Here is a 23,923-nt window from a genome sequence, read left to right as displayed (position 1 = left end):
GCTCTGTTTTAATCTTGTTCTAAAGTGAAAAAGGCGGCATATCATTAAAGAGTGGGAGGGATGAAAATGGGCGTGTCAGAAACGTGCTGCTATACCATGTGCTGCTTGGAAAAGAGTTTCAGCAGTGGTGGAACGGAAGTATTAACCGTAAAAATTGAATACCCGAAATTTGAGCTTCCCAATTGTGGAAGAATGGAGAGCGTCATAAACCGCAGCATATGGGGGCAAGTGGAATGCTTCTTTCATGATGCCGCTACCATATTGTACCGTCAAGCATCTTGTGCACTGCATAATTCAAATAATCAAAAGGATTATCCGTTTAACCCGTATGATGCAGTTATGAAGTACCAGGTCACTACCTGCAACTCCTGCTATGTCAGCTTATACCGAGATGTTTACGAGTTTACCGGTGGCGCGCACGGCAATACCGTTCGTCGGTCCGACACATGGTCGCTCAACGCATGCAGGGCCGTGCAGGCTTGTGATTTTTTTCTTCCGAAAACGATGTATCGAAAAGCAATCCTGCAAGAAATCTTATTTCAGGCAGATGAGAATATGAGAAATTCCCCCGGCATTTATTTTGAAAATTACCAGAAGCTGATTACCCGCTATTTTAATCCTAATCGATTCTATGTGACTGAAAATAGCGTTACATATTATTTTCAGTTGTATGAAATCGCTCCCTATGTATCTGGAATTGTTAGCTTTCCCATTTCATTTGACCAACTGGAATGCCCACCCGTTTGTAAAGAATAAAGCATTTAGCCCCCCTCTGCAGAACCGCAGAGGGGGATTTTTGTGGGCCGGTTTAAAAGCGAAATTGCTAGTGAATATGCTTTATGTTATAATGTTCTAACAGGCAAAAGAAACTTTATTACATAAAGAAAAGTTGAATTATCAAATTCAACGTATGGAAGAAGTATGAAACAAAAATTCCAAAAGTGAAAAGGATAGAGAGCAAGATAAAGGAGCTAAAGATATGAACGCAAAAGAAGAATTTGAACAAATTTTTACGACACATATTAATCGCACTGGCAGCAGAGAACTGCTCGACTGGCTTTCAACCACCGATTTTTTTACTGCACCCGCAAGCACGAAGTTTCATTGCGCATGCTTAAGCGGCCTGGTACAGCATAGTGTGAATGTTTACCGCTTAATGCGTGAAAAACATTTTGAAGAGGGGAAAGACAGTGAAGAAAGCTTTGCCATCTGTGGGCTTCTGCATGACGTTTGCAAAGCACAGTATTATAAAACCTCAACCAAAAATGTAAAGAACGAAGAAACCGGCGCATGGGAAAAGAAGCCGTTTTATATGGTGGAAGACAGCTTCCCCTATGGTCATGGTGAAAAATCGGTCTTTTTAATTGAACGGTTTTTGCGGTTAAAGCCCTCTGAGGCGGTTGCAATTCGCTGGCATATGGGTGGGTTTGATGATACGGCGCGTTCCGGTAACTTTGCAATTAGCCACGCTTATCAAAAATACCCCATCGCTGTAAAGCTGCATTTGGCAGATTTGGAATCGACTTATTTGCGAGAAAAGGGAACTTCTTCTGCCCATTGACATAATAACCATGTTTTTTGCGAGGATGCTAGGGAATTTGTAGGACAAGCCTGTTTACATCGGTGTGAAATGTGACTATAATATTATCTAATTATATAAAATGAACAAATAGAAGTCTTAATGAAAAAGGAGTCGATTTATCCATGGCTTATTATTTTGAGGAGCCTTCCCGCACGTTTAACGAATATTTGCTGATTCCGGGGTATTCCTCCGCCGATTGTGTTCCGGCGAACGTCAGCCTGAAAACACCGGTAGTCAAATTTAACAAAGATGAAGAGCCTGCACTTTCGATGAACATTCCGATGGTTTCGGCAATTATGCAGTCTGTTTCCGATGATAAAATGGCAATCGCCCTGGCGAAAGAGGGCGGTATTTCTTTTATTTATGGCTCTCAGTCCATTGAAGAAGAAGCCGCTATGATTCAAAGAGTAAAAAACTATAAAGCCGGATTTGTGGTAAGTGACTCCAACATAAAGCCGGACCAAACCTTGCAGGATATTTTAGACTTGAAAGAGAGAACCGGCCACTCTACCGTTGCGGTAACGGAAGATGGCACTGCAACTGGCAAGCTGCTAGGTATTGTAACAAGCCGCGACTATCGTATTAGCCGTATGGAGACAGACACGAAGGTTTCGGAATTTATGACTCCATTCTCAAAGCTTGTTTATGCAGAAAAGGGTGTTACTCTTAAAGAAACAAACAACATTATTTGGGATCATAAGCTCAATGCTCTCCCGATTGTAGATGAAAACCAGCAGTTGGTTTATTTGGTATTCCGTAAAGACTACGCTTCTCATAAAGAGAATAAGCTTGAGCTGTTGGATTCTCACAAGCGCTATGTGGTGGGCGCCGGTATTAATACCCGCGATTTCGCAGAGCGTGTTCCTGCTTTGGTTGAAGCAGGTGCCGATGTTCTCTGCATCGACTCTTCCGAAGGCTTTTCTGAGTGGCAGAAAAAGACCATCGGCTGGATTCGTGAAAACTATGGTGAAACTGTAAAGGTTGGTGCCGGTAACGTAGTTGATAGAGAAGGCTTTATGTATTTGGTGGAAAGCGGAGCCGACTTTGTAAAGGTTGGTATTGGCGGTGGTTCTATTTGCATTACCCGTGAGCAAAAGGGTATTGGCCGTGGCCAAGCAACTGCTCTTATTGATGTAGCGAAGGCTCGCGATGAGTATTTTGAGAGAACTGGCGTTTATGTGCCGATTTGCTCTGATGGCGGTTTGGTTTATGACTACCATATGACCCTTGCTCTTGCTATGGGTGCCGATTTCTTAATGATGGGTCGTTATTTTGCACGTTTTGATGAGAGCCCCACAGGTAAAGTTGCAATCGGCGGTAGCTATATGAAAGAGTATTGGGGTGAAGGCTCCAATCGTGCTAGAAACTGGCAGCGTTATGATTTGGGCGGCGCAAGTAAGCTTTCTTTTGAAGAGGGCGTTGATTCGTATGTTCCTTATGCTGGTGCACTGAAAGATAACGTGAATCTGACTTTGAATAAGATTCGTTCTACCATGTGTAACTGCGGTTCGCTTACTATTTCTGAGCTTCAGAAGAAGGCGAAAATCACACTGGTATCCTCAACCTCTATTGTTGAGGGCGGTGCGCACGACGTTGTTCTCAAGGATGCTGGTAATAGCGTAGTCAAATAATGGCTTTAATTATCGATAAAAAAAGCACTGTACCTAATTTGGTACAGTGCTTTTTTTACCATGTTTGTTCCGGGCGATAAAAATCATCTTTAAAAGGAAACGGAGAACATGAAGTATCCTCCGCTATTTGAGAAACCGGTTTTAAGGGGTCGTCGCAAATTTCTTCCTCTAAAAAGGGCTGACTCCAGGGGATGTCTTGCGGTAGAATCATTGTTATCGATCCCCCTGCGTTAAGTTGTCAGCGTAACTCCACAGGCTTTCGAACGAATTTACACCGCTGGGACGCTGGCTAATCGCCGAGCGAATATGCTCCGGTAGAGATTCAAAGTATTCTTTCGCTTTAGGGTCGTCTTTCATTAGAGCGTATAAATCAGGATATTTTTTCTCCATATGATTCACCTCTCATATATTTTGCACTGAATTTCATAGAAATTTCAGGAAACGAGAGGAAAATTTAGAAAAATATACTTATTTCAGTATTTTCGAACTCCATCTATATGCAAATAACGTATTTGGTCATACATATAAGAGCTCAAGGGTCTCATGAAAGCGTCAAATGTATGTGCTGTAACATATATTTCATCTGGCTCAACTGCCACCACAACAGGGGAGTGATAAAACCTGCCTGTTTGGTCGCCAAATTGAATAATGTCTCCAGGCATCATTTCTGAGGCAATCGTTTCGGTTGCAAATGGTCCGGGACCCTTGTTGTTAACAAGAAACTGATGCAAATAAACCACACCCGCCCATGAGGGACTTCTATCATTGCTGCTCCTGTAATACCACCCAAACGTAGGTGTGTAATTCATTACTCCGCTTCCTGTATAAAGGCACTGGGAGGCAAAATTGGTGCAGTCTCCACCTAGATTCTCAAAATTATAATAAGCAGGGTTTCTTTGAAAAGCCCATTTGCGGGCATACTCTACAGCAGCCGCTCTATTATAGGCTACAATACGCATAAACGTGACCTCCGTTTATTTTATAGAATACAATTATCATTTGTTTAGTAATGAAAAGCAGATTCTACACACAAATTTAAAATTTGTGGTCAAGAATTTAATATATCCTATGCAACAAAGGTTTTTATGTACGCTTTCACCGCAGAGCAGTGCTCAGCGGTGAAAACGCCTGACTTTGCAGATAAAAATGAAATTACTTTACTTGGAAAGATTGGCAGTCAGTGCATTGGTCCATAGAAGGGTTCTGTTCATGAGTACCTACCTGGATTTTTTGCAAAGAACAGAAATCCTGAGACTGGCAGTGAAAACGACACTGCTCTACACTGCAACCAATGGACGGATTGGGGCGGTCATTCGAATTTGTCATATAGTACGCCTCCTTTCATTCAAAGGCTTCTTTTAGTATGTAAAAAAAAGAACAATTTATGAAGTGTAATTTTTGAGATTGCCTCAAATTGATTTGAGTGGTACTATAGATAAGTATTATGTAAAATAAATGCAAAACGAAGTAGAGAAACCGAATTATTATTTATGATAATTTATATAAAATGAGGAATCATAAGGGAAAGAATGGAAAATAAGGAGCAAAACAATGAGCAGACATAAAAAAATAAAATCCACAGCAAAATTGCTGTTGCTTTGTCTTTTAATATTGGTATCATCCATACTGTTTTTATTTATAGCACAAAACGAACCAATGATTCACTGGGTTAAAACATTTATGCCAAGTGTTTCGTCGGCTAATTCACAGGTATCACAACCAGAATCCTTGCCCGAGTCCGCAACGGAATCTTCACTCTCCATAGAGAAGATTTCAAAGGTTTGGGAAAAAGACAGCAACTTGGTTCTGGTTAATTGGGAATATGCACTGCCAGAACATTATGAGCCAAAATTGCAAAAAGCATTCGATATGGAGATGGACGAACGACTTGTGGAACCTTACCGCCAAATGATTGAGGCGGCGTCTAAAGAAGGAATCACATTCTGGATTTCCTCCGCGTACCGTGCCCCGGAGCTGCAAAAGGAATTGTTGGAACGAGAAATCAAAGAAAACGAGAAAAAGGGCATGTCCTCCGAAGAAGCACGAGAGAAGGCCTCCGCGGCTGTTGCAAAGCCTGGCCACAGTGAGCATAACACTGGCCTGGCGATTGACTTAAATGGAGTTCGTGCGGATTTTGAACATGAAAAAGGCTATGCATGGCTTCAACAGCATGCTGCGGAGTACGGTTTTATACTACGCTATCCCAAAGAGGAAGAGAGCAAAACCAGAATTATGTTTGAACCATGGCATTACCGATATGTAGGCAAAGAAAATGCTCTAAAAATGAAAGAACTCGGTATGTGCTTAGAAGAATACGTGAAATACTTGGCGTTAAAAGAAGAAAATAATTGAATAAATCCCAAATTTTGATATAATAGCTAGAAGAGGCTTTACTTTCGAAAGAGGAAGGCAAAGATTTCCCCCGCCCTCGGCGGGGGAAATCTTCAACCGTCATTCTTTTTCAGGGAAATGATACAAAGCAAGAAATGACTGAATCCTGAAGGGGTGTTGATATGCAAGAGAAAAAAATTAGAACCAGATTTGCGCCTAGTCCCACCGGATTTATGCACGTGGGCAATTTGCGTACCGCGTTGTATGAATACCTGATTGCAAAACATGAGGGTGGAGATTTCATCCTTAGAATTGAAGATACGGATCAGGAACGCCAAGTGGAGGGCGCTGTTGAGGTGATTTACGACACCCTGAAAACGGTTGGCTTACAGCACGACGAAGGCCCCGATATTGGCGGTGCGTTTGGGCCATATATTCAGAGCGAGCGCATGGGTACCTATAAAAAGTTTGCCGAGCAGCTCGTTGAGCAGGGTAAAGCATACTATTGCTTCTGCACCAAGGAGCGCCTTGCTTCTTTGCATGAAGAGAATTCGTTTGGCGGATACGACCGCCATTGCCGTACACTCCCACAGGAGGAAATCGACCGCCTGCTGGCCTCCGGTACGCCTTATGTTATCCGCCAAAAAATGCCGACAGAGGGCTCTACTACGTTCCACGATGCTGTCTATGGCGATATTTCAGTTGAGAATAAAGAGCTTGAGGATCAGGTTCTCTTAAAGTCGGATGGATTTCCAACCTATAACTTTGCAAATGTTATTGATGATCACTTTATGGAAATCACCCATGTAGTACGCGGCAGCGAGTATTTATCGTCTACTCCAAAATACAATTTGCTCTATGATGCCTTTGGCTGGCAGATTCCCACTTATGTGCATTTGCCGCTAATTAAGGGCAGAAATGCGGATGGTACGGCTTCAAAGCTTTCAAAGCGCCATGGCTCAACTGGTTTTGCCGATTTGGTAAAGGAGGGTTACCTTCCCGAGGCCATCATCAATTATATTGCTCTTCTGGGCTGGTGCCCGAAAGATAACGAAGAAAAAATGGACATGCAGGGGCTAACCGAGCGCTTCACAATTGAGGGCATCAGCAAATCTCCCGCAATTTTTGATTATGATAAGCTTACTTGGCTCAATGGGGAATACCTGCGTGCAATGACACCGGAACAGTTTACTGAGTTGGCCATGCCCTACTACCGTGAGGGCTTTGGTGACACACAGGCAGATTGGTCGGTTCTTACGCTGATTTTGCAGCCCCGAGTTACAAAGCTGACTCAAATACCGGAAATGGTAGCTTTCTTAAAAGAATTGCCGGAGTATCCCGCAGATTTCTTTGTCAATAAAAAGAGCAAAACAACTCTTGAGAATTGTGTTCCTTTGCTGAAAGAAGCAATTTCGGTACTCAAAGAGTTACCGGAGTGGTCTGTAACTAGCCTTCATGACGTTCTTTTGCAACTGGCAGAGCGCCTTGAGGTAAAGAACGGAACACTACTCTGGCCGGTTCGCATTGCGGCAGCCGGACAAACCGTTACACCGGGTGGTGCCATGGAGATTCTGGCCATATTAGGTCAAGAAGAGTCGTTGCGCCGACTGGAGCTTGGTTTGAAAAAATGTGAAGGGTAATGAGGAGAATATAATGAGCGAAGAAAAGAAAGAACCGTTGAATCCGGAAATTACCGGGCATTTTATTCAAGAATTTGTTGCAGAAGATATTGCACCGGGCGGGCGTTTTGAGGGCAAACGTGTTCACACTCGTTTTCCACCAGAGCCGAACGGCTACCTGCATATTGGCCACGCCAAGGCAATTTGCATTGATTTTGGTACCGCGGAAAAATTCGGCGGCATATGCAACCTGCGAATGGATGATACCAACCCCAGTAAAGAAGACACCGAATATGTAGATGCCATTAAGGAAGACATTCAGTGGCTTGGCTACGATTGGGAAGACCGGTTTTACTATGCTTCCGATTATTTTGAGACCATGTACCAGCTTGCAGAAAAGCTGATTATAAAAGGACTTGCATATGTATGCCAGCTCACTCCCGAACAGATGAGAGAAAATCGCGGCGATTTAAAGAGTCCGGCTGTTAGCCCGTTTCGTGACCGCCCGGTGGAAGAGAGCCTCGATTTATTTGGTCGGATGCGTGCAGGGGAATTCCCGGATGGAACCATGACTCTGCGTGCCAAAATTGACCTAGCTTCTGGTAACTTTAATATGAGAGACCCGGTGTTATACCGTATTAGCCATACCAACCACCACAGAACTGGTGATACATGGTGTATTTATCCCATGTATGACTACGCGCACCCCATAGAGGATGCGATGGAAGACATTACGCACTCTTTGTGCTCACTGGAATTTGAAGACCACCGCCCGCTTTACGATTGGGTGATTCAAAATGTAGATTTGCCTTCAAAACCGCGCCAGATTGAGTTTGCTCGTCTGGGCATTAATAATACCGTAATGAGCAAACGTCGCCTGCGTTTGTTGGTAGAAAAAGAGTTTGTGTCTGGCTGGGATGACCCCCGAATGCCTACACTGTGCGGATTACGCCGCCGTGGCTATACTCCGGCCTCTATTCGTAACTTTATTGAGCGACTTGGTGTTTCCAAGGTAAACAGCACGGTAGAGTATTCGTTCTTAGAGCATTGCCTGAGAGAAGACCTCAATCTAAACGCTCAGCGCGTAATGAGCGTGCTTGACCCCATTAAGCTGATTATTACCAACTACCCTGAGAATCAGGTAGAAGAATTCGAAGTGGAAAACAACCCAAACAGGCCGGAAGACGGAACCCGTAAGGTGGATTTTTCACGTGAAGTCTTTATTGAACGCGACGATTTTACAGAAGCTCCACCCAAGGGCTACTTCCGGTTATTTCCCGGGAATGAAGTGCGCTTAAAAACAACGTATATCGTTCGTTGCACCGGCTGTAAAAAGGACGATGACGGAAATGTAATTGAAGTGTACGCCGAGTACGACCCTGCAACCCGTGGCGGTAATACGCCGGATGGCAGAAAAGTAAAGGGTACCATTCATTGGGTAGATGCAAAATCTGCGGTTACGGCTGAGGTTCGTGTATACGACAATCTGTTTACCGTGCCTGACCCGGAATCGGGAGAGTTCTTAGAGCTCCTGAACCCAGATTCGCTTAAGATTCTAAAGGATTGCAAGGTAGAACCGGATGTTGCAAAAGCATCTGCACCGGCATCCTTCCAGTTCATGCGGCAGGGCTATTTCTGCCCGGATTTAGACAGTACACCGGAGCACCCCGTTTTCAATCGCTCGGTCTCTCTGAAAGACAGCTTTAATAAAAAATAAAACAGCTTGCCCCGGCCTGCATCACGCAAAGCCGGGGCATTTCTAACGCCGCAGATTCCGCTGGCGGCAAAATCGGCGTGCGCCGGTGTATTACCAGGCGCAGCGCCCTCACTTTTTCTGAATAAAGTCTGGGAAAAAGCTTTCTGGATTTTGCTTAAATTGCTGCACAAGATCTAATTCTATACTGCCCTTTTCCGTTTTTCCGTAGTACCCCATCCAACGGGGTATTGGATTTTGTTCGGGATTCTTGCAGTCATATATCTTTGTGCGAATTTCCATGTTTCCACCTCCGTACAGATGCTGGTATCCATATATTATGCAGTAGCATATAGTTTCGACCGTGTAATGAAACTCATTTATTGATTTTTTCATACAAGGCTTTCCCATTGAACTTGAAAATGGTATAATATACAAAAGAAATTGTGGGCCTTTTTTATTTTAAAAGTACGAGCTCTCAGTAAAGAATAAATGGAAGTATTCTATATGTTTTGCTCTAAATGAACGAACAAATTTTAATATAAAAATGAATGGGGTGAAATAAATGCAGAAGAGCTTAACCATCGCCAGCTTGGTTTTGGGTATCGTTTCTACATTGGTTAGTGTTACGATTACCGTACTCCAAATTGTTAGCCTGAAAAAGGGCCGCTAATGAGCGGAAAAGAGAGTTAATACCGGCGCGGCAGGCTGAAAATGGCCCCGACGCCGGTTTTCTTTACAGAAATGGAGGTTTCTATGAAACTGCTGCATTTGGCGGATTTGCACATTGGAAAGCGGGTCAACGAATTTAGTATGTTGGAAGACCAGAGCGCCATATTAAAGCAGATTATTACGATTGCAAAAGAGGAAAAACCCGATGCGGTTCTAATTGCGGGAGATGTTTACGATAAAACGATCCCACCGGGAGAGGCGGTTTCGGTTTTAGATGATTTTTTAACAGGGTTGGCTTTTCTCAATTTACCGGTGTATATGATTTGCGGGAATCACGATTCCGCAGAGCGATTAAGCTTTGGGAGTCGTATCCTTTGCAAGCAGGGAATTACCATCTCAGCGGCGTATAATGGTAAGCTGGAGCCGTTTTTGCTGGAGGATACATACGGAACCGTAGAGCTGTATTTACTGCCTTTTATAAAGCCTGCGTTGGTTGCTCCTTTTTTCCCGGAAGAAGAGCTTTTAAGCACAGAAGATGCCGTTCGCAAGGTGCTAGAGTCGGTTCCCCCTGGGGCAGATTGCCGGAGAGTGCTGGTGGCACACCAGTTCATTACAAATAGGGGAGAACTGCCGCAGCAGTCTGATTCAGAAACCGCTTATGTTGGTGGCTCTGACGCAGTGGATGCAGAAGTTTTTCATGCTTTTGATTATGTTGCGCTCGGGCACCTGCATGGCCCACAAAAAATGATGCGCGATACCATTCGATATGCGGGCTCCCCCTTAAAATATTCCTTTTCCGAATGCCGCCAGAAAAAATCTGTTACGATTGTAGAGCTGCTGGAGAAAGGGAACACGCAGATTCACCAAATACCGCTGGTTCCCATACGTGATATGCGAGAGATTCGTGGGCCAATCGAACAGCTTACCGACCCACAGGTAGTTGCTTCTGCCAATGCCGAGGATTACATTCACGCTACCTTAACAAACACCGAGGAACTCATGGATCCCATTGGGAAATTACGGCGCTTTTACCCTAATATTATGCGGCTGGAATTTGAAAATCGCCTTAGCAGTGAAAGAGGGCAAAAAAATGCCGCCTCAGGAGAGGATCTCTCGAATAAAACAACATTCGAATTGTTTAAAGATTTTTTCCAAATACAGAATCAAAAAGAAATGACGCAAGAACAGGCGGAACTCATGCGGTCACTGTTCCAGAGCATAGGGGAGGGAACACGATGAAACCAAAGCATTTAATTGTGAGTGCATTTGGCCCCTTTGCAGGCAGAGTCGAAGTCCCTTTTGAAAAGTTTGGTTCCATGGGTCTCTTTTTAATTACGGGAGATACGGGTGCCGGTAAAACCACCCTGTTTGATGCAATTTCGTTTGCGCTGTATGGGGAATCCAGCGGTACGGTGCGTCCGGTAGAAAGCCTGCGCAGTGATTTTGCCCGTCCGGAAGAAAAAACGTTTGTGGAGCTTCTTTTTCTGCACCGTGGGCAAGAATATCTGGTTCGCAGAAACCCCAAATATCGCCGCCCGAAAAAGAGCGGGGAGGGTTTTACTGATGAACCCGGGGATGCCTCGCTTACTTTGCCGGATGAAAAAGTCATTACAGGGAATGTGCGGGTAACCTCCGCCATTGTAGAATTACTAGGAATTGATTATAAGCAATTTAAACAAATAGCCATGATTGCACAAGGGGAATTTTTAAAGCTTCTTTTGGCAGACCATCGGGAGCGCGCGGAGATTTTTCGGCGTGTGTTCGGCACGGCTCCATTTGAAGCGGTGCAAATCGAGCTAAAAAAACGTGAAAAAGCGGCAAGACTAGCATGGGAGGATTGCTGTAAAGTAATTGTACAGTACACAGGCAATGTACTTTACAGCCGAGAACATGTAGAAGACCCATTGCTGCAAGAATGGAAGATCGAGAAGAATCTTCATCGTCTGGACGAAATGCTTATCTTCTGGAATAAGATGCAAAAGGACGATGAAGCCTTGCTTTCCGCGCAAAAGCTGCAACAAGAGGTTCTTTCCAAATCGGAAGCTTTGCTTATTGCAGAAATGACCCGTGCAGAGCAGCTGAATCGAATGTTCCGTGAATTGGAGCAGGCACAAAAAAACAGCGAAGCTTTGAAAGCACAGGAGCCCTTGATTCAGCGAACGGAAGTGAAGGCAAAAAGAGCGAGTACCTCTGTGGAGCGTATAAGGCCAATTGAGAAAATATACCTCTCGGCGAAAGAAAATGTACAGCAGTTAGAAAAGGGAATTCTGGCGTTTGAGGAACGCGGGTCACTTTTGGGAAATCAACTGGTTTCACTTGAGCAAAGCTTTTTAAAAGAGCAAGAGACGGAACCAAAGAGAATAAAGCTAGCGGAGCAGCTTGTAGGTCTACGCTCTGCATTGCCAGATTATCAAAACTACAAAATTCTTATGCAGCAACAAACTAGCCTGGAGAGCTCTTTAAATCAAAATAGAATACGTTTAGAGCATACTTTAAAAGAAAAAGAAAATCTTCTTCAAACACAAAATGAGCTGCAAACACTGCTCAGTCAATCTGCTCAAGCACCGGTTGAAATTGTAAAGTGCGAAAAGGAAAAAGAAGCGGCAGAAGCACTACGCACCAGCTTGCTGCAACTGCATGAATTAGCAAAAGAATCTACTTCTTTGCAAGGTGAAAAAGAGCTGGCACAAAAGGAGTATAGTGTAGTAGAAGAGGAGTATCGGTCATTACACCGCTTGTGCGAAGAAAAAGAGCTGATGTATTTTCGTCAACAGGCTGGTGTATTAGCCGAAAGTTTAAAACTGGGAGAACCTTGCCCGGTTTGTGGCTCGAAAGAACACCCGCAAAAGGCTGAGATTGTCTCAGGAGCGCCGAACGAACAAGAGCTACAACGTATTCGGGCACAGCAGGAACAGTCCGCTACACGCCTGCGAGACGCAAGCACAAAGGCTCACGGGAAAGATGTTCAGTTGCAGTCGCTTTGGCAATCCCTGCGCCAACAGTGGCAGCAAATTCTGCCGAGTGTGGCGGTACCGGAAGAACTAACTACACTGAAAAGCCAAATTATTATTCTGGGCAAGGAAAACACGGAGCGAAAAAAGAGCCTTGAGACAACGTACCACGAGCTAAAAAACCTTTGTACCAATCGGGATAACTGGTCGAAACAGCTTGAAGAAGTGCAAATACAAGCAAAGGAAAACGAGCAGCTGGCACAAAAAGAAACGGAAGAACAATCTCGTCTCTCTTCACAGGTAAGCGCAAAGCAAGCCGAAACTGCAATGTTGTTGCAAAAGCTGCCTTGTAAAACGGAAGAAGAACTGCAACAAAAAATAGAAACTGCCAACCAGCAATTGCGTGAGCTCAAGCAAAGACTACAACAAAGTGAGGCTGCTTTTACAACGTGTCGTAATGAACTTGAAAATGTGCGCGCGGTTTTAAAAGAGAAGATAAATCAACTCAGTGAACAAAAAAAGAAGCTCGGAGAAACCGAGCGAGAGTACTTTGGTATTCTAAACGAAAATCAGTTTAGCGAAGAAGAATACCAAGAAGCTCTGGCGAATCAAAACTTTATTGAAAACTGGCGCAAAGAGGTGCAAGTATTTTTAGAAAATCAACGGTTTAATCAAGAGACCATTCGGCGGCTTATGGAGGAAACAAAGGGAAAAGAACCGGTAGATACCGAAAAGCTATCTTTGCGGCAGGAAGCTTTAAAACAGGAGAAAGCAATCTACGAAGAAATCGTATCGCAAACATCGCAGCGGTACTATGCAAATAGTAGAACTCTAAATAATATTCAAGACTCTATTGAGGAAAAAGAAAAGCTGGAGCAGCGTTATTTAATGCTTTCATCCCTCTCAAAAACGGCTAATGGAGAGCTTCCGGAGCGCCAAAAGCTAGCATTTGAGCAATACGTACAGGCCGCTTACTTTCAAAAGGTGATTACGCAGGCGAATCAACGCATGAGCCGGATGACCAATGGGCGCTTTGAGCTGCTGCGCAAAGAAATACCAGAGGATAACCGCAGTCAATCTGGTTTAGAGCTTGATGTAATGGATTACTATACCGGTAAGCTTCGCTCCGTTCGTTCCCTTTCAGGCGGAGAATCCTTTAAAGCGTCTCTGTCTCTTGCGTTGGGGTTGTCCGATGTGATTCAGAGCTACGCCGGAGGGGTACAAATCGACACCATGTTTATCGACGAGGGCTTTGGTACGCTTGATTCTGAATCTTTGGATCAGGCGATCACGGCACTTGCGGCACTCACTACCGGTAATCGCCTGGTCGGTATTATCTCTCACGTACCGGAATTAAAAGAGAAAATCGATAAAAAAATTACCCTCCAAAAAAGTGTTACCGGGAGTAAGGTGGTTTTAACCAGCCGCTAAGTTATACACCTATAGAGAAAAACCAGTGCTCTGCAAAAATTTTGATACCAATCAGTATGAGTATGATTCCGCCGGCAATTTCGGCTCGGCCGGAGAGTAAACTGCCAAATCTTCTGCCTAGGTACACACCTGCAAAGCAAAGAACAAGTGTTATGACTCCGATGAGGGATACAGAGAATACCATTTGCGGTATGCTTTGAATGCCCACAGAGGAAGGCAGTATTATCCCAGTTGCCAAGGCGTCTATACTCGTTGCAATTGCCTGAAGAAGCAAAGCGCGTTTGCCAACGGTGTGGAATCTTGCCTCCTCCGCTCGTTCCCCAAAGCAAGATTCCCATATCATCTGTGTGCCTAAATAGGTTAGCAGCAGAAGGGCAAGCCAGTGCTCAATATGTATTAGTAAGCCTGCACCTGCCGTTCCCAAAGCCCAGCCAAGGCAGGGCATAAATGCCTGAAAGATACCAAAGGTTAACCCTACTTTTAAGGCGAATGCAGGTGTCACTTTTTTTACAGCTGTTCCGTTTGCTACTGAGGCTGCCAGAGCATCCATTGAAAGACCAACGGCAATTCCCACGAGGGAAAAATAATCCATATGCAGCTTCCCTTCAATTGAAATTAGTAGGTTTCTTTAAAGAATATATTGATTGGTTAGCATTTTTATGTAATCATTTTCGTTTTTACTTGATTTTTAGTTGTATTAAAAAAGTATTGTTATTCAAATAAAAAGGTAATCATAGCAAAAAATTATTTATAAAACAGCGGAGAAAACAGATGGCCTGTCTCTCCGCTGTTTTTTATTTCGTATTAAAGTCGACCCATTCCTTAGCAATTTCTACGTTTTCGTCTGATGGCATTGCAGCTTTTGTTTTGCGGTAACGTTTATCCGGGTAGGTAATAGGGATTGTTATTTTATCGGTGTCATCCCGTTCCAGCCCGGGGCCCGTTACCTTTGCAGCAGAATTTAACGAATTGTGCCTTCCAAGTTCCTCTTTGTCTTTTTTGTGAAATAGCATACGGTACACCTCCGGTTTTATTGTGCGACATCCCATCAAAAAAATACCCGCTTTTGTTTGCTACTACGCTAAAAACATGTTAAAATAGGTTGAGCTAATCTTATTTATTTTTATAAAATAAGTTGCGAAATGGGAAGATAAAGAGGGATGAAGGTTATGATCTGTATTTTAGATTACGGAGCAGGAAATTTAAAAAGTGTAGTGAATGCGTTTCGTTTTATTGGTGCAGAAGTAGAGGTTACCCACAATGCGGCAAGGCTGATTCAGTCGCAGGCGGTGGTTTTGCCCGGGGTAGGTTCTTTTGGGGATGCTGCCGCCTCTTTGGAGCAATCGGGGCTACGCCAGCCTTTGTTGGATTTTATTGCGAGTGGCAGGCCGTTTTTAGGAGTATGCCTTGGGATGCAGCTTTTGTTTGACGAAAGCGAAGAATCCCCGGGAGTAAAGGGACTTTCTGTATTTCCCGGGAAAATTAGGCGTATACCTGAGGGGAATGGCCTGAAAATTCCTCACATTGGTTGGAATTCATTGACCATAGAGCAACCAAACGGTCTTTTTGCCGGTGTAACGGAGCAATCTTACGTCTATTTTGTCCATTCCTTTTATCTTCAGTCTCCCAAACGTGAAATTGTATCTTCGCATACGCAATATGGTGTAACCATTGATTCGTCTGTGCAGCATGAAAATATTTATGCCACGCAATTTCACCCGGAAAAAAGCGGCCAAGCCGGTTTGCAAATGCTCAAAAATTTTGCAAAAATTACTCAAATCGGTCAGAGAAGGAAGGTGGGTTATTAATGTACGCAAAGCGAATCATTCCTTGTCTGGATGTCAATAACGGTCGTGTCGTGAAAGGAACAAACTTTGTTAATTTACGAGATGCAGGTGACCCTGTGGAAGCGGCGGTGCTGTACGATAAACAGGGTGCAGATGAACTGGTTTTTTTGGATATTACGGCAACCGTACAGGAACGCGGTGCTATGGTAGATTTGGTACAGCGGGTAGCCGAACGCATTTTTATTCCGTTCACAGTTGGGGGCGGTATTCGGTCTGTTGAGGATTTTACCCATATGCTGCGTGCCGGTGCCGATAAAGTTTCCGTTAATTCTGCCGCGGTACGCAACCCCTCGTTAATTTGTGAGGCTGCGCAAAAGTTTGGCAGCCAATGTGTGGTTTGTGCCATTGATGCGAAAAAGTCTAATACCGGCGGCTGGACAGTTTACCTCAACGGAGGCAGAATCGATACAGGGATAAATGCAATTGAATGGGCAAAACAGGCCGTTTCACTGGGGGCAGGTGAAATCCTTTTAACAAGTATGGACTGTGACGGAACTAAGTATGGGTACGACCTAGAGTTAACTGCCTCAATCTCCAGCCAGGTTGGTGTACCGGTGATTGCATCTGGCGGGGCAGGCAGCCTAAAGGATTTTTATGATGCCTTTACCGATGGAAAAGCGGATGCTGTTCTGGCGGCGTCGTTATTCCATTTTGGGGAAATCACCATTCCGGAGCTAAAAGAGTATCTGAGTGAAAAGGGGATACCGGTTCGGTTATAAAAGTAGTTTGGTGCGGCTCTAAAAATAGAGAGAAAGGATTCCGCTTTTTCGGAATCCTTTCTCTTTTTTTGATTATTTACTGCTTTATGGATAGATTTGACGGACACGGCATAAGAATTACCAAGTTCTGTTTCTCTGCCCAAGCTGAAAAGTAGGGAACAGTGAAATCATTTATTCTAAAAAAACCGGGAATACCGGTTTTCTATGCTGGAGGTGTAGGAAAGGTGAATTGGAAAAAACAAACGATCTCAGTGTTTTTGTCTGCCTGCGTCCTGATTTCCGCCGCGGCTCCTGCAATGGCGATTTCAGACGCAGAGGTAAAGGCCCCTGCGGCAGTTCTTGTGGAAGCAAATAGCGGCAAGGTCTTGTACGAAAAGAACTCCCACGAAAAACGCCCGGCGGCTTCTATTACAAAAGTTATGACCTTACTGCTTGTAATGGAGGCAATCGACTCGGGTAAAATCAAATTGACCGATATGGTGTCTGCCAGTGCGCATGCAGCCTCTATGGGTGGGTCCGATATTTGGCTGCAACAGGGAGAAACCATGTCTGTTAACGATTTGATTAAAGCAACTGTCATTATGAGTGCAAACGATGCTGCCGTTGCATTGGCAGAGCATGTTGCTGGTACAGAGGACGATTTCTTGCGCATGATGAATGAGAAAGCAAAGGCTCTGGGAATGGAAGACACGACATTTAAAAACTGCAATGGATTAGATGAGGAAGGGCACATTACCTCAGCAAATGATGTTGCCCTTATGTCTGCCGCACTGTTAAAGCATGAAAAAATCAAAGAATACACACTTACGTGGATTGACCATGTACGTGACGGAAAAACACAGCTTGTAAATACCAATAAGCTCATTAAAAGCTACAAGGGAATTACCGGCCTAAAGACAGGCACTACGGGGAAGGCCGGCAGCTGTATTAGCGCTTCTGCTACCAGAGGTCAGGTAAGCCTGATTGCGGTTATTTTGGGCAGCTCTTCTACCGACGACCGTTTCTCATCTGCGGCGAAGCTGCTCGATTACGGGTTCGCAAACTGGGCGATGGCAACACCGGAAAAACCAGAGCTGCAAAAGGTGCCTGTATCAAACGGCATGCAGTCCTTTGTAGAGCCTGAAACAGCAGATAACCCTGCTTTGCTGGTTCCAAAGGGAAAAGAATCTGAGGTGGCAAGTCAAATTATATTGGCAGATTCTTTGGAAGCTCCCGTAGAGCCCGGCCAGGTCATCGGTAAAATTACATATAAACTGGGGGACGAAACCCTTTTAGAGAACGATATACGAGCAAAAAACGCAGTAGAAAAGATGACGTTCTTTTCCGTATTCCGCCTGCTTTGTATGGGAATGATCTCCTTTTAATTCAGGTTCCTAACGTAAATTATTCGTAAATTCTTGTGGTCGCCGCCTTGCAAATACTGCCAAGATATTGTAAAATAAACAAAAGGATTCAGAAAATGACAGGAGGTAGCATTCATGTCTGTAAAGCTTGACGCACAGCATCTGTCCGGTTTTATGAATTCAGGCGAACTGGAAGCAATTGAGCCCCAGGTTAAGCTTGCGCACGAGCAGCTTCATTCCAAAAGCGGCCCTGGCAGTGATTTTCTTGGTTGGTTAGATTTGCCCAGTGAGTATGATAAGGAAGAATTTTTACGTATTCAGTCAGCGGCAGCGAAAATTCGTTCAAATACCGATGTTTTTATTGTGATTGGTATTGGTGGTTCGTATCTAGGCGCGCGTGCTGCGATCGAATTTTTAAAATCTCCGTACTATAATTCCATTTCGAAAGATACGCCGGATATTTATTTTGCCGGCAACAGCATCAGCTCTAGCGCCCTTACAGAGCTTCTTTCCATTTGCGAAGGGAAAGACGTTTCCATCAATATGATTTCGAAATCCGGTACGACTACCGAGCCGGCAATCGCATTTCGTGTATTCCGTGAATTGCTGGAGAAAAAGTATGGCAAGCAAGGCGCCCGCGAAAGAATTTACTGTACAACAGACCGTTCTCGTGGAACCCTGAAAAAGCTGGCTGATCAGGAAGGGTACGAAACCTTTGTAGTGCCTGACGATGTAGGTGGCCGGTATTCTGTGCTTACCGCTGTTGGTTTACTACCGATTGCAGTTTGCGGGGCGAACCTAACGGAGTTGATGCAGGGTGCTTTACAGGCAAGAGACGAGTATTTGAATCCTGATTTAAAACAAAATTCGTGTTATCAATACGCAGCCATTCGTAACCTGTTTTACCGAAAGGGAAAAACAGTGGAACTACTTGCAAGCTACGAGCCTTGCTTTGCCATGATGTGTGAATGGTGGAAGCAGCTTTATGGCGAAAGCGAAGGAAAAGATCAAAAAGGTTTGTTCCCAGCTTCCGTTATATTTTCAACCGATTTGCATTCGATGGGCCAGTACGTGCAGGATGGTCGCCGCCTTCTTTTAGAAACGGTGGTGCTGTTTGAGCACGCAAAGCAAGAAATTACACTTGGCAACGACCCGGAAAATGTAGATGGTCTGAATTTTCTTCAAGGGAAAACAATGTCTTTTGTGAACGAAAAGGCCTTTGAAGGAACGGTTTTGGCTCATGTTGACGGCGGTGTTCCCAACGTTGTGCTCCGTGTACCGGATTTTTCAGAAAAATCACTTGGTGCACTCATTTACTTCTTTGAAAAAGCGTGTGCAATTTCAGGTTACCTGCTAGGGGTTAATCCGTTTGACCAGCCTGGCGTGGAAAGCTATAAGAAAAATATGTTTGCTCTTTTGGGTAAACCGGGGTATGAGGCTGAACAGGCTACGTTGGAGGCTCGTCTAAAACATTGAAAGAATCTTTTCTTTCAGGATTGAAATCCGCTCTTTGCGGAAATACTAAAAAATAGCAGGAGGAGTTTTGATATGGTCACTCTCATCATTGGTAAAAAAGGTTCCGGAAAGACAAAAAAACTCATTGAAATGGCAAATGCCGCTGTTAAAAAATCCGACGGTAACGTGGTAGTCATTGAAAAGGGGCTCAAGCTCACTTACGACATCTCCCACAGAGCCAGACTGGTTGACATTGATGCTTATGGAGTACAGGGCATGGACGGTCTGTACGGCTTCATCAGCGGTATTTGTGCAGGGAATTATGATGTGACCGACCTTTATATTGATTCCACATTGAAAATTATCGGTTCCGATACCGCGGCTTTGGCTTCTCTGGTTGAGAAGGCAAACGCATTGTCTGAACTGGCCAATACCAAAATCCTTCTTTCCGTATCTTTAAATCAGAACGAACTTCCCGAAGGTATTCATGCAGAAATTGCTGAAATTTAATCTGTTCGAATTCGTTACTTTTTAAAATGTCAGTATTGTAAAAGTAGGGCTGCTGGCAGTGTTTGCTGCCGGCAGCGCTTTTGTGCAAAAAGACAGCGAGGAGATCATCTGTATGTCGTTTAGAAATCTGCCGGAAGCCAAGCGAGAGGAAAACGGAATTACTTATTTCGTACGTGACTCCGTGCCGGTGAACGGTCAGGAATACCAGCGTTTTGCAATTCAAACTCACTTTGTACAGCGCGGTGAGTCTTATGTAGAGCTGGTGAGAAAGTATGTTCTGCCCTTATATCAGCCCGGAGATATATTGTCTTTGAGCGAAAAGATTATTTCGATGTGCCAGAACAACGTGGTAGAAAAGAAGGATGTAAAAATCGGCTTTTGGGCTCGGTTGTTATCCCGCTTTGCATCTTCTAACAACCACGGTATTGCAATGGACGAGCCGTATAAGCTTCAGCTTGCAATTAATCTGGCGGGCTTACCCCGTATTCTGCTGGCATCTTTTTGTTCCGCAGTAACAAAGCTGTTTGGAGTTCGCGGTGTGTTCTATAAAATTGCAGGGCATGGTATTGATGGAATCGATGGGTTCTATATGGGTTCTTCCTTTGAGCTGTACCACGATTTGGCTTTGCTGAACCCCAAAGAGCCCGTTAAGGTTTGTAACGATATTCAGCAGGAGCTGGGGATAGACTGCTTACTGGTGGATGCCAATGATTTAAGCGTTGTCATCTTTGGTAAATCAGATACACTGGCAACTGTGCCGGATGAAGATTTAATCGCAATGATTAAGGACAACCCCGCAGGACAATCGGATGAGTTGACCCCGCTGATTTTGATAAAAAAAGCAGATTTATCCTGATTTCTTGTTGACAAAAGAGAAGCAAGTCGATATAATAGCATATTGTAGTGTCGAGGTAATTGATATGATTCTTGAGCTGAAAAAGATCATGCTGAGTGACGGTGAAATTCTCCCGTTTTCTTATGAAATGTCTTTCTCCTCTACCACTGTAAACGGGTATCATCCGTTTACTTCCCCCGTTGCGGTGACAGGAACGGTTCAAAGTCATGCGGGCTCCGCTAAGCTGGATGCTCGAGTAACCTTTGATTTTGAAATTCCGTGCGACCGCTGTACAACAGAGTTCCGCAGCCACTATGATTTTTCTTTCTCACATATTATCGTGTCATCACTAACCAATGATGATAACGACGTGTATGTTGTAGTAGAAGATTATCGTTTGGATTTGGATGCGCTGCTGAGGGAGGATGTTTTGTTGGAGCTACCCACTAGATTCTTGTGTTCTTCCGATTGCAAGGGCCTTTGCCCGCAATGTGGACAAAACTGGAATCAGGGGATGTGCCAATGTGTTTCCCGGCAGACAGACCCTCGTTTGGCGGTTCTGAAACAACTGATAGATTAATTTAAACATATAAGGAGGTGCTGATAATGGCGGTACCAAAGAAAAAATTATCTAGCGCAAGACAGAATAAGAGACGTTCCAATGTTTGGAAGCTGAGCGCCCCCGCTCTGGCAAGATGTCCCAAGTGCGGTGAGTACAAACTGTCTCACAGAGTATGCGGTAGCTGCGGTTCCTATAACGGCAGAGAAGTTTTGAAAAAAGAAGCTTGATTTCTTTTACATTTTCGCGGAAAACAGAGAAGGAGAGATCCTTCTCTGTTTTTTTCTGGCCGAAAGTCCCTGTATTGTGCATGATTTATTGAGAATAGTAGTATTTATAATAGTATTATACAATTAATTTAAATCAATTTATTTCTACTTATTAACACAAAAATACAGTGATAAAACTGTTTGCAATGGGTATGAAATACAACACAAAACAAGGAACGTGTTTTTGCGTTTTTATGGCAGAATTACTTGACGAATCGCCAATTAAATGCCATAATCAAACGTAATAAAACAATCGTATTTTAGGAATTATGTGATAAGAGCCGCTCTATGTGGCATTAGGAGGAAGTACAATTTGATCAAACCGATTGTGGCGGTTGTTGGCCGACCGAATGTGGGAAAATCCACTTTGTTTAATAAGCTGATTGGCCAGCGCCTTTCTATAGTAGAGGATACTCCCGGCGTTACCAGAGACCGTATCTTTGGTGATTGCGAATGGATCAATCATAAATTCAGCTTAGTTGATACGGGCGGTATTGAGCCTGAATCCAAGGATATTATTTTATCGCAAATGCGTGCACAGGCACAACTTGCAATTGATTCAGCCGATGTGATTATAATGGTTACCGATCTTCAGTCCGGTGTGGTTGCAACGGATATGGAGGTTGCGGCCATGCTGCAAAAAAGCGGAAGACCGGTTATTCTGTGTGTGAATAAATGCGACAGAATTGGTGAGCCTCCGCCAGAGTTTTATGAATTCTACAACCTAGGGCTTGGCGAGCCGGTTGGTGTTTCGTCTGTTCACGGCCATGGTACGGGTGACCTACTTGACCGTGTTGTGGAATTTTTCCCGCAGGATAATGGCGAAGAGGACGAGGAAGAGGTGATTCGTGTTGCGGTAATTGGTAAGCCGAACGTGGGTAAATCCTCTTTAATTAACTATGTGTCGGGTGAAAACCGCAGCATTGTATCGGATATTGCCGGTACTACACGCGATGCAATCGATACTCGAATTGAAAATGAATCGGGAACGTTCATTTTAATTGATACTGCGGGAATTCGACGCCAGAATAAGGTAGAGGACTCCATTGAGCGTTACAGTATTTTACGAGCTGAAATGGCGATTGAGCGTTCCGATGTGTGCGTGATTATGATTGACGCTACCGTAGGCTTTACTGAGCAGGATTCTAAGGTAGCGGGCCGTGCACATGAAGCAGGCAAGGGCTGTGTAATTGCAGTCAATAAGTGGGATGCGGTAGAAAAAGATGGCCACACCATGGCAGAATACCGCAAGCAATTGGAAAACGATTTTTCCTTTATGTCCTATGCGCCAATTATTTTTATTTCGGCTCATACAGGGCAGAGGGTTGATAAACTCTTTGAGACGATTCAGCACGTTGCCAGCATGAATGCTCTTCGTATTAGCACAGGTGTGCTGAACGATATTCTGGCTCAAGCTACGGCTCGTGTACAGCCTCCGACGGATAAGGGCAAACGCCTGAAGATTTATTACATTACTCAGGCTTCTGTTAAGCCACCGACGTTTATTTGTTTTGTTAATTCTGCTGACTTATTCCATTTTTCATATCAGCGCTATTTAGAGAATCGAATTCGTGAAACCTTTGGGCTCGAGGGCACCCCGATTCGTATGATCGTTCGGGAGCGCGGAGACAAATAAGGGGGAGGGTTTTCTTTGGAGAATCTACAAAACATTTTTTTGGCAATCTTTTTAACTGCGCTTGTAGCTTATCTTCTGGGCAGTGTGAACTCATCCATTCTAATTACCCGTTTGTTTGGTCAAAAGACGGATATTCGGCAAATGGGCAGCGGAAATGCCGGTGCAACAAATGTACTTCGCTCTGTGGGCAGGTTTGCGGCAGCATTAACGTTTCTTTGTGATTTTCTAAAATGTGTTTTGGCTGTTGTAGCAGGTAGAGCCATTTTTAGCTACTTTTTTCAAATACCCGCCATTGACCCAATGGTAATTGAGCAAACAGGTGCTTACATTGCGGGAATAGTCTGTATTCTGGGTCATATTTACCCTCTGTACTTTGGTTTTCGCGGTGGTAAGGGTGTAGTTACCTCCATTGCAATGATTATGATTATCGACTGGCGCGTATCCTTAATTGTTTGGGCGGCGTTTTTCATTGCGGTATTCTGCTCGAAAATGGTGTCTCTCGGTTCGGTGTGCGGTGCAGGAATTTATCCCTTTGCAACCTTCTTTCTTACTTATTTCTACGATTACCATTCCAGTGCCACGGTTCCGCTATCTTATGTAGTAGTAGCAACCATCTCTTCCTTTATCATTGGTTGCATTATCATCATAAAACACAGGGCTAATATTAAGCGTATTCTAGATGGTACGGAAAAGAAGGTAAGCCTGCGTTCCCGCAAAGCCTTACCACCAGAATAAAACCACAAAGAGAACCCCACCGGCTTGCCGGTGGGGTTCTCTTTGGTATAACGAGACATGAGTGGTAAAAGCTATTTTTTTCATAATGATTTAGCGTAATCAAGA

At 44.1% G+C, this 23,923-nt stretch carries 25 protein-coding genes; 18 read left to right on the top strand and 7 right to left on the bottom strand.

Features of this window, described 5'->3' with window-relative positions; translation table 11 throughout:
- Window positions 1-66 precede the first annotated feature (66 nt).
- From CAN90_RS08720 to CAN90_RS08710, 3 genes are all read left to right on the top strand, one after another.
- Entirely contained in the window at window positions 67-756 is a 690-nt protein-coding gene (locus tag CAN90_RS08720; RefSeq protein ID WP_085833445.1) for a DUF3298 and DUF4163 domain-containing protein, read from the top strand.
- Window positions 757-979: 223 nt separating this feature from the next.
- Window positions 980-1,561: an HD domain-containing protein gene (locus CAN90_RS08715; RefSeq protein ID WP_085833444.1), complete on the top strand. Its 582-nt coding sequence runs from the start codon at window positions 980-982 to the stop codon at window positions 1,559-1,561.
- A 143-nt stretch (window positions 1,562-1,704) separates the two neighbouring features.
- The gene (locus CAN90_RS08710) at window positions 1,705-3,213 is read left to right on the top strand and encodes an IMP dehydrogenase (RefSeq protein WP_085833443.1); all 1,509 of its coding nucleotides are present in this window, start codon (window positions 1,705-1,707) and stop codon (window positions 3,211-3,213) included.
- A gap of 55 nt (window positions 3,214-3,268) precedes the next feature.
- On the opposite strand, the gene CAN90_RS13740 is transcribed toward CAN90_RS08710, so the two are convergent.
- The 4 genes from CAN90_RS13740 to CAN90_RS08700 all read right to left on the bottom strand — a co-directional run bounded on the left by CAN90_RS13740 (window position 3,269) and on the right by CAN90_RS08700 (window position 4,539).
- Window positions 3,269-3,424, bottom strand: a complete 156-nt coding sequence (locus CAN90_RS13740; protein WP_187138324.1) for a hypothetical protein — start codon at window positions 3,422-3,424, stop codon at window positions 3,269-3,271.
- Window positions 3,425-3,426: 2 nt separating this feature from the next.
- A complete protein-coding gene (locus CAN90_RS13735) occupies window positions 3,427-3,603 on the bottom strand; it encodes a YdeI/OmpD-associated family protein (RefSeq protein ID WP_143750813.1) in 177 nt (58 codons plus the stop codon).
- A gap of 83 nt (window positions 3,604-3,686) precedes the next feature.
- On the bottom strand, window positions 3,687-4,172 hold the full coding sequence (locus tag CAN90_RS08705; protein WP_085833442.1) for an amidase domain-containing protein: 486 nt from the start codon (window positions 4,170-4,172) through the stop codon (window positions 3,687-3,689).
- Between the two features lie 193 nt (window positions 4,173-4,365).
- On the bottom strand, window positions 4,366-4,539 hold the full coding sequence (locus CAN90_RS08700; RefSeq protein WP_085833441.1) for a DUF1540 domain-containing protein: 174 nt from the start codon (window positions 4,537-4,539) through the stop codon (window positions 4,366-4,368).
- Between the two features lie 225 nt (window positions 4,540-4,764).
- Here CAN90_RS08700 and CAN90_RS08695 point away from each other — a divergent pair, with 225 nt between their 5' ends.
- From CAN90_RS08695 to CAN90_RS08685, 3 genes are all read left to right on the top strand, one after another.
- Complete coding sequence (locus tag CAN90_RS08695; protein ID WP_085833440.1) at window positions 4,765-5,565, top strand: M15 family metallopeptidase; 801 nt, start codon at window positions 4,765-4,767, stop codon at window positions 5,563-5,565.
- 161 nt (window positions 5,566-5,726) lie between these two features.
- The gene (gene gltX / locus CAN90_RS08690; RefSeq protein WP_085833439.1) at window positions 5,727-7,184 is read left to right on the top strand and encodes a glutamate--tRNA ligase; all 1,458 of its coding nucleotides are present in this window, start codon (window positions 5,727-5,729) and stop codon (window positions 7,182-7,184) included.
- Window positions 7,185-7,197: 13 nt separating this feature from the next.
- A complete protein-coding gene (locus CAN90_RS08685) occupies window positions 7,198-8,880 on the top strand; it encodes a glutamine--tRNA ligase/YqeY domain fusion protein (RefSeq protein WP_085833438.1) in 1,683 nt (560 codons plus the stop codon).
- Between the two features lie 108 nt (window positions 8,881-8,988).
- On the opposite strand, the gene CAN90_RS13730 is transcribed toward CAN90_RS08685, so the two are convergent.
- The gene (locus tag CAN90_RS13730; RefSeq protein WP_187138323.1) at window positions 8,989-9,159 is read right to left on the bottom strand and encodes a hypothetical protein; all 171 of its coding nucleotides are present in this window, start codon (window positions 9,157-9,159) and stop codon (window positions 8,989-8,991) included.
- A 453-nt stretch (window positions 9,160-9,612) separates the two neighbouring features.
- On the opposite strand from CAN90_RS13730, the gene CAN90_RS08680 reads away from it, so the two are divergent.
- Window positions 9,613-10,767 carry an exonuclease SbcCD subunit D gene (locus CAN90_RS08680; RefSeq protein WP_085834324.1) on the top strand — a complete coding sequence of 385 codons (1,155 nt, stop codon included), beginning with the start codon at window positions 9,613-9,615 and terminating at the stop codon, window positions 10,765-10,767.
- Window positions 10,764-13,910, top strand: coding sequence for an AAA family ATPase (locus CAN90_RS08675; RefSeq protein WP_085833437.1), 3,147 nt, complete (start codon window positions 10,764-10,766; stop codon window positions 13,908-13,910). Before CAN90_RS08680 ends, CAN90_RS08675 begins: the two co-directional genes overlap by 4 nt.
- Before the next feature lies 1 nt (window position 13,911).
- Here the strand turns inward: CAN90_RS08675 and CAN90_RS08670 are convergent, their stop codons facing one another.
- The gene (locus CAN90_RS08670) at window positions 13,912-14,502 is read right to left on the bottom strand and encodes a manganese efflux pump MntP (RefSeq protein WP_085833436.1); all 591 of its coding nucleotides are present in this window, start codon (window positions 14,500-14,502) and stop codon (window positions 13,912-13,914) included.
- A 202-nt stretch (window positions 14,503-14,704) separates the two neighbouring features.
- Complete coding sequence (locus tag CAN90_RS08665) at window positions 14,705-14,923, bottom strand: CDIF630_02480 family spore surface protein (RefSeq protein ID WP_085833435.1); 219 nt, start codon at window positions 14,921-14,923, stop codon at window positions 14,705-14,707.
- Window positions 14,924-15,079: 156 nt separating this feature from the next.
- Here CAN90_RS08665 and hisH point away from each other — a divergent pair, with 156 nt between their 5' ends.
- The 10 genes from hisH to plsY all read left to right on the top strand — a co-directional run bounded on the left by hisH (window position 15,080) and on the right by plsY (window position 23,818).
- Window positions 15,080-15,718 carry an imidazole glycerol phosphate synthase subunit HisH gene (gene hisH, locus CAN90_RS08660; RefSeq protein WP_085833434.1) on the top strand — a complete coding sequence of 213 codons (639 nt, stop codon included), beginning with the start codon at window positions 15,080-15,082 and terminating at the stop codon, window positions 15,716-15,718.
- Window positions 15,718-16,476: an imidazole glycerol phosphate synthase subunit HisF gene (hisF, locus tag CAN90_RS08655; protein WP_085833433.1), complete on the top strand. Its 759-nt coding sequence runs from the start codon at window positions 15,718-15,720 to the stop codon at window positions 16,474-16,476. The genes hisH and hisF overlap by 1 nt, the downstream gene beginning before the upstream one ends.
- 224 nt (window positions 16,477-16,700) lie before the next feature.
- Window positions 16,701-17,840, top strand: coding sequence for a D-alanyl-D-alanine carboxypeptidase family protein (locus CAN90_RS08650; RefSeq protein ID WP_085833432.1), 1,140 nt, complete (start codon window positions 16,701-16,703; stop codon window positions 17,838-17,840).
- Between the two features lie 114 nt (window positions 17,841-17,954).
- A complete protein-coding gene (locus tag CAN90_RS08645; protein WP_085833431.1) occupies window positions 17,955-19,295 on the top strand; it encodes a glucose-6-phosphate isomerase in 1,341 nt (446 codons plus the stop codon).
- Window positions 19,296-19,367: 72 nt separating this feature from the next.
- Entirely contained in the window at window positions 19,368-19,784 is a 417-nt protein-coding gene (locus CAN90_RS08640; protein WP_085833430.1) for a hypothetical protein, read from the top strand.
- Window positions 19,785-19,896: 112 nt separating this feature from the next.
- Window positions 19,897-20,640, top strand: a complete 744-nt coding sequence (locus tag CAN90_RS08635; RefSeq protein WP_085833429.1) for a F420-0--gamma-glutamyl ligase — start codon at window positions 19,897-19,899, stop codon at window positions 20,638-20,640.
- A 64-nt stretch (window positions 20,641-20,704) separates the two neighbouring features.
- Window positions 20,705-21,199, top strand: a complete 495-nt coding sequence (locus tag CAN90_RS08630; protein WP_085833428.1) for a YceD family protein — start codon at window positions 20,705-20,707, stop codon at window positions 21,197-21,199.
- A gap of 26 nt (window positions 21,200-21,225) precedes the next feature.
- Window positions 21,226-21,408: a 50S ribosomal protein L32 gene (rpmF, locus tag CAN90_RS08625; protein WP_085833427.1), complete on the top strand. Its 183-nt coding sequence runs from the start codon at window positions 21,226-21,228 to the stop codon at window positions 21,406-21,408.
- A 352-nt stretch (window positions 21,409-21,760) separates the two neighbouring features.
- A complete protein-coding gene (gene der, locus CAN90_RS08620; protein ID WP_085833426.1) occupies window positions 21,761-23,083 on the top strand; it encodes a ribosome biogenesis GTPase Der in 1,323 nt (440 codons plus the stop codon).
- A 15-nt stretch (window positions 23,084-23,098) separates the two neighbouring features.
- Window positions 23,099-23,818: a glycerol-3-phosphate 1-O-acyltransferase PlsY gene (plsY, locus tag CAN90_RS08615; protein WP_085833425.1), complete on the top strand. Its 720-nt coding sequence runs from the start codon at window positions 23,099-23,101 to the stop codon at window positions 23,816-23,818.
- Window positions 23,819-23,923 lie beyond the last annotated feature (105 nt).

It is taken from the genome of Clostridium merdae, assembly GCF_900176635.1.
Taxonomy (GTDB): Bacteria; Bacillota; Clostridia; order Oscillospirales; family Acutalibacteraceae; genus Faecalispora; species Faecalispora merdae.
Note: the sequence above shows the minus strand (reverse complement) of the source record. Positions and strands in the feature narration are given on the sequence as shown.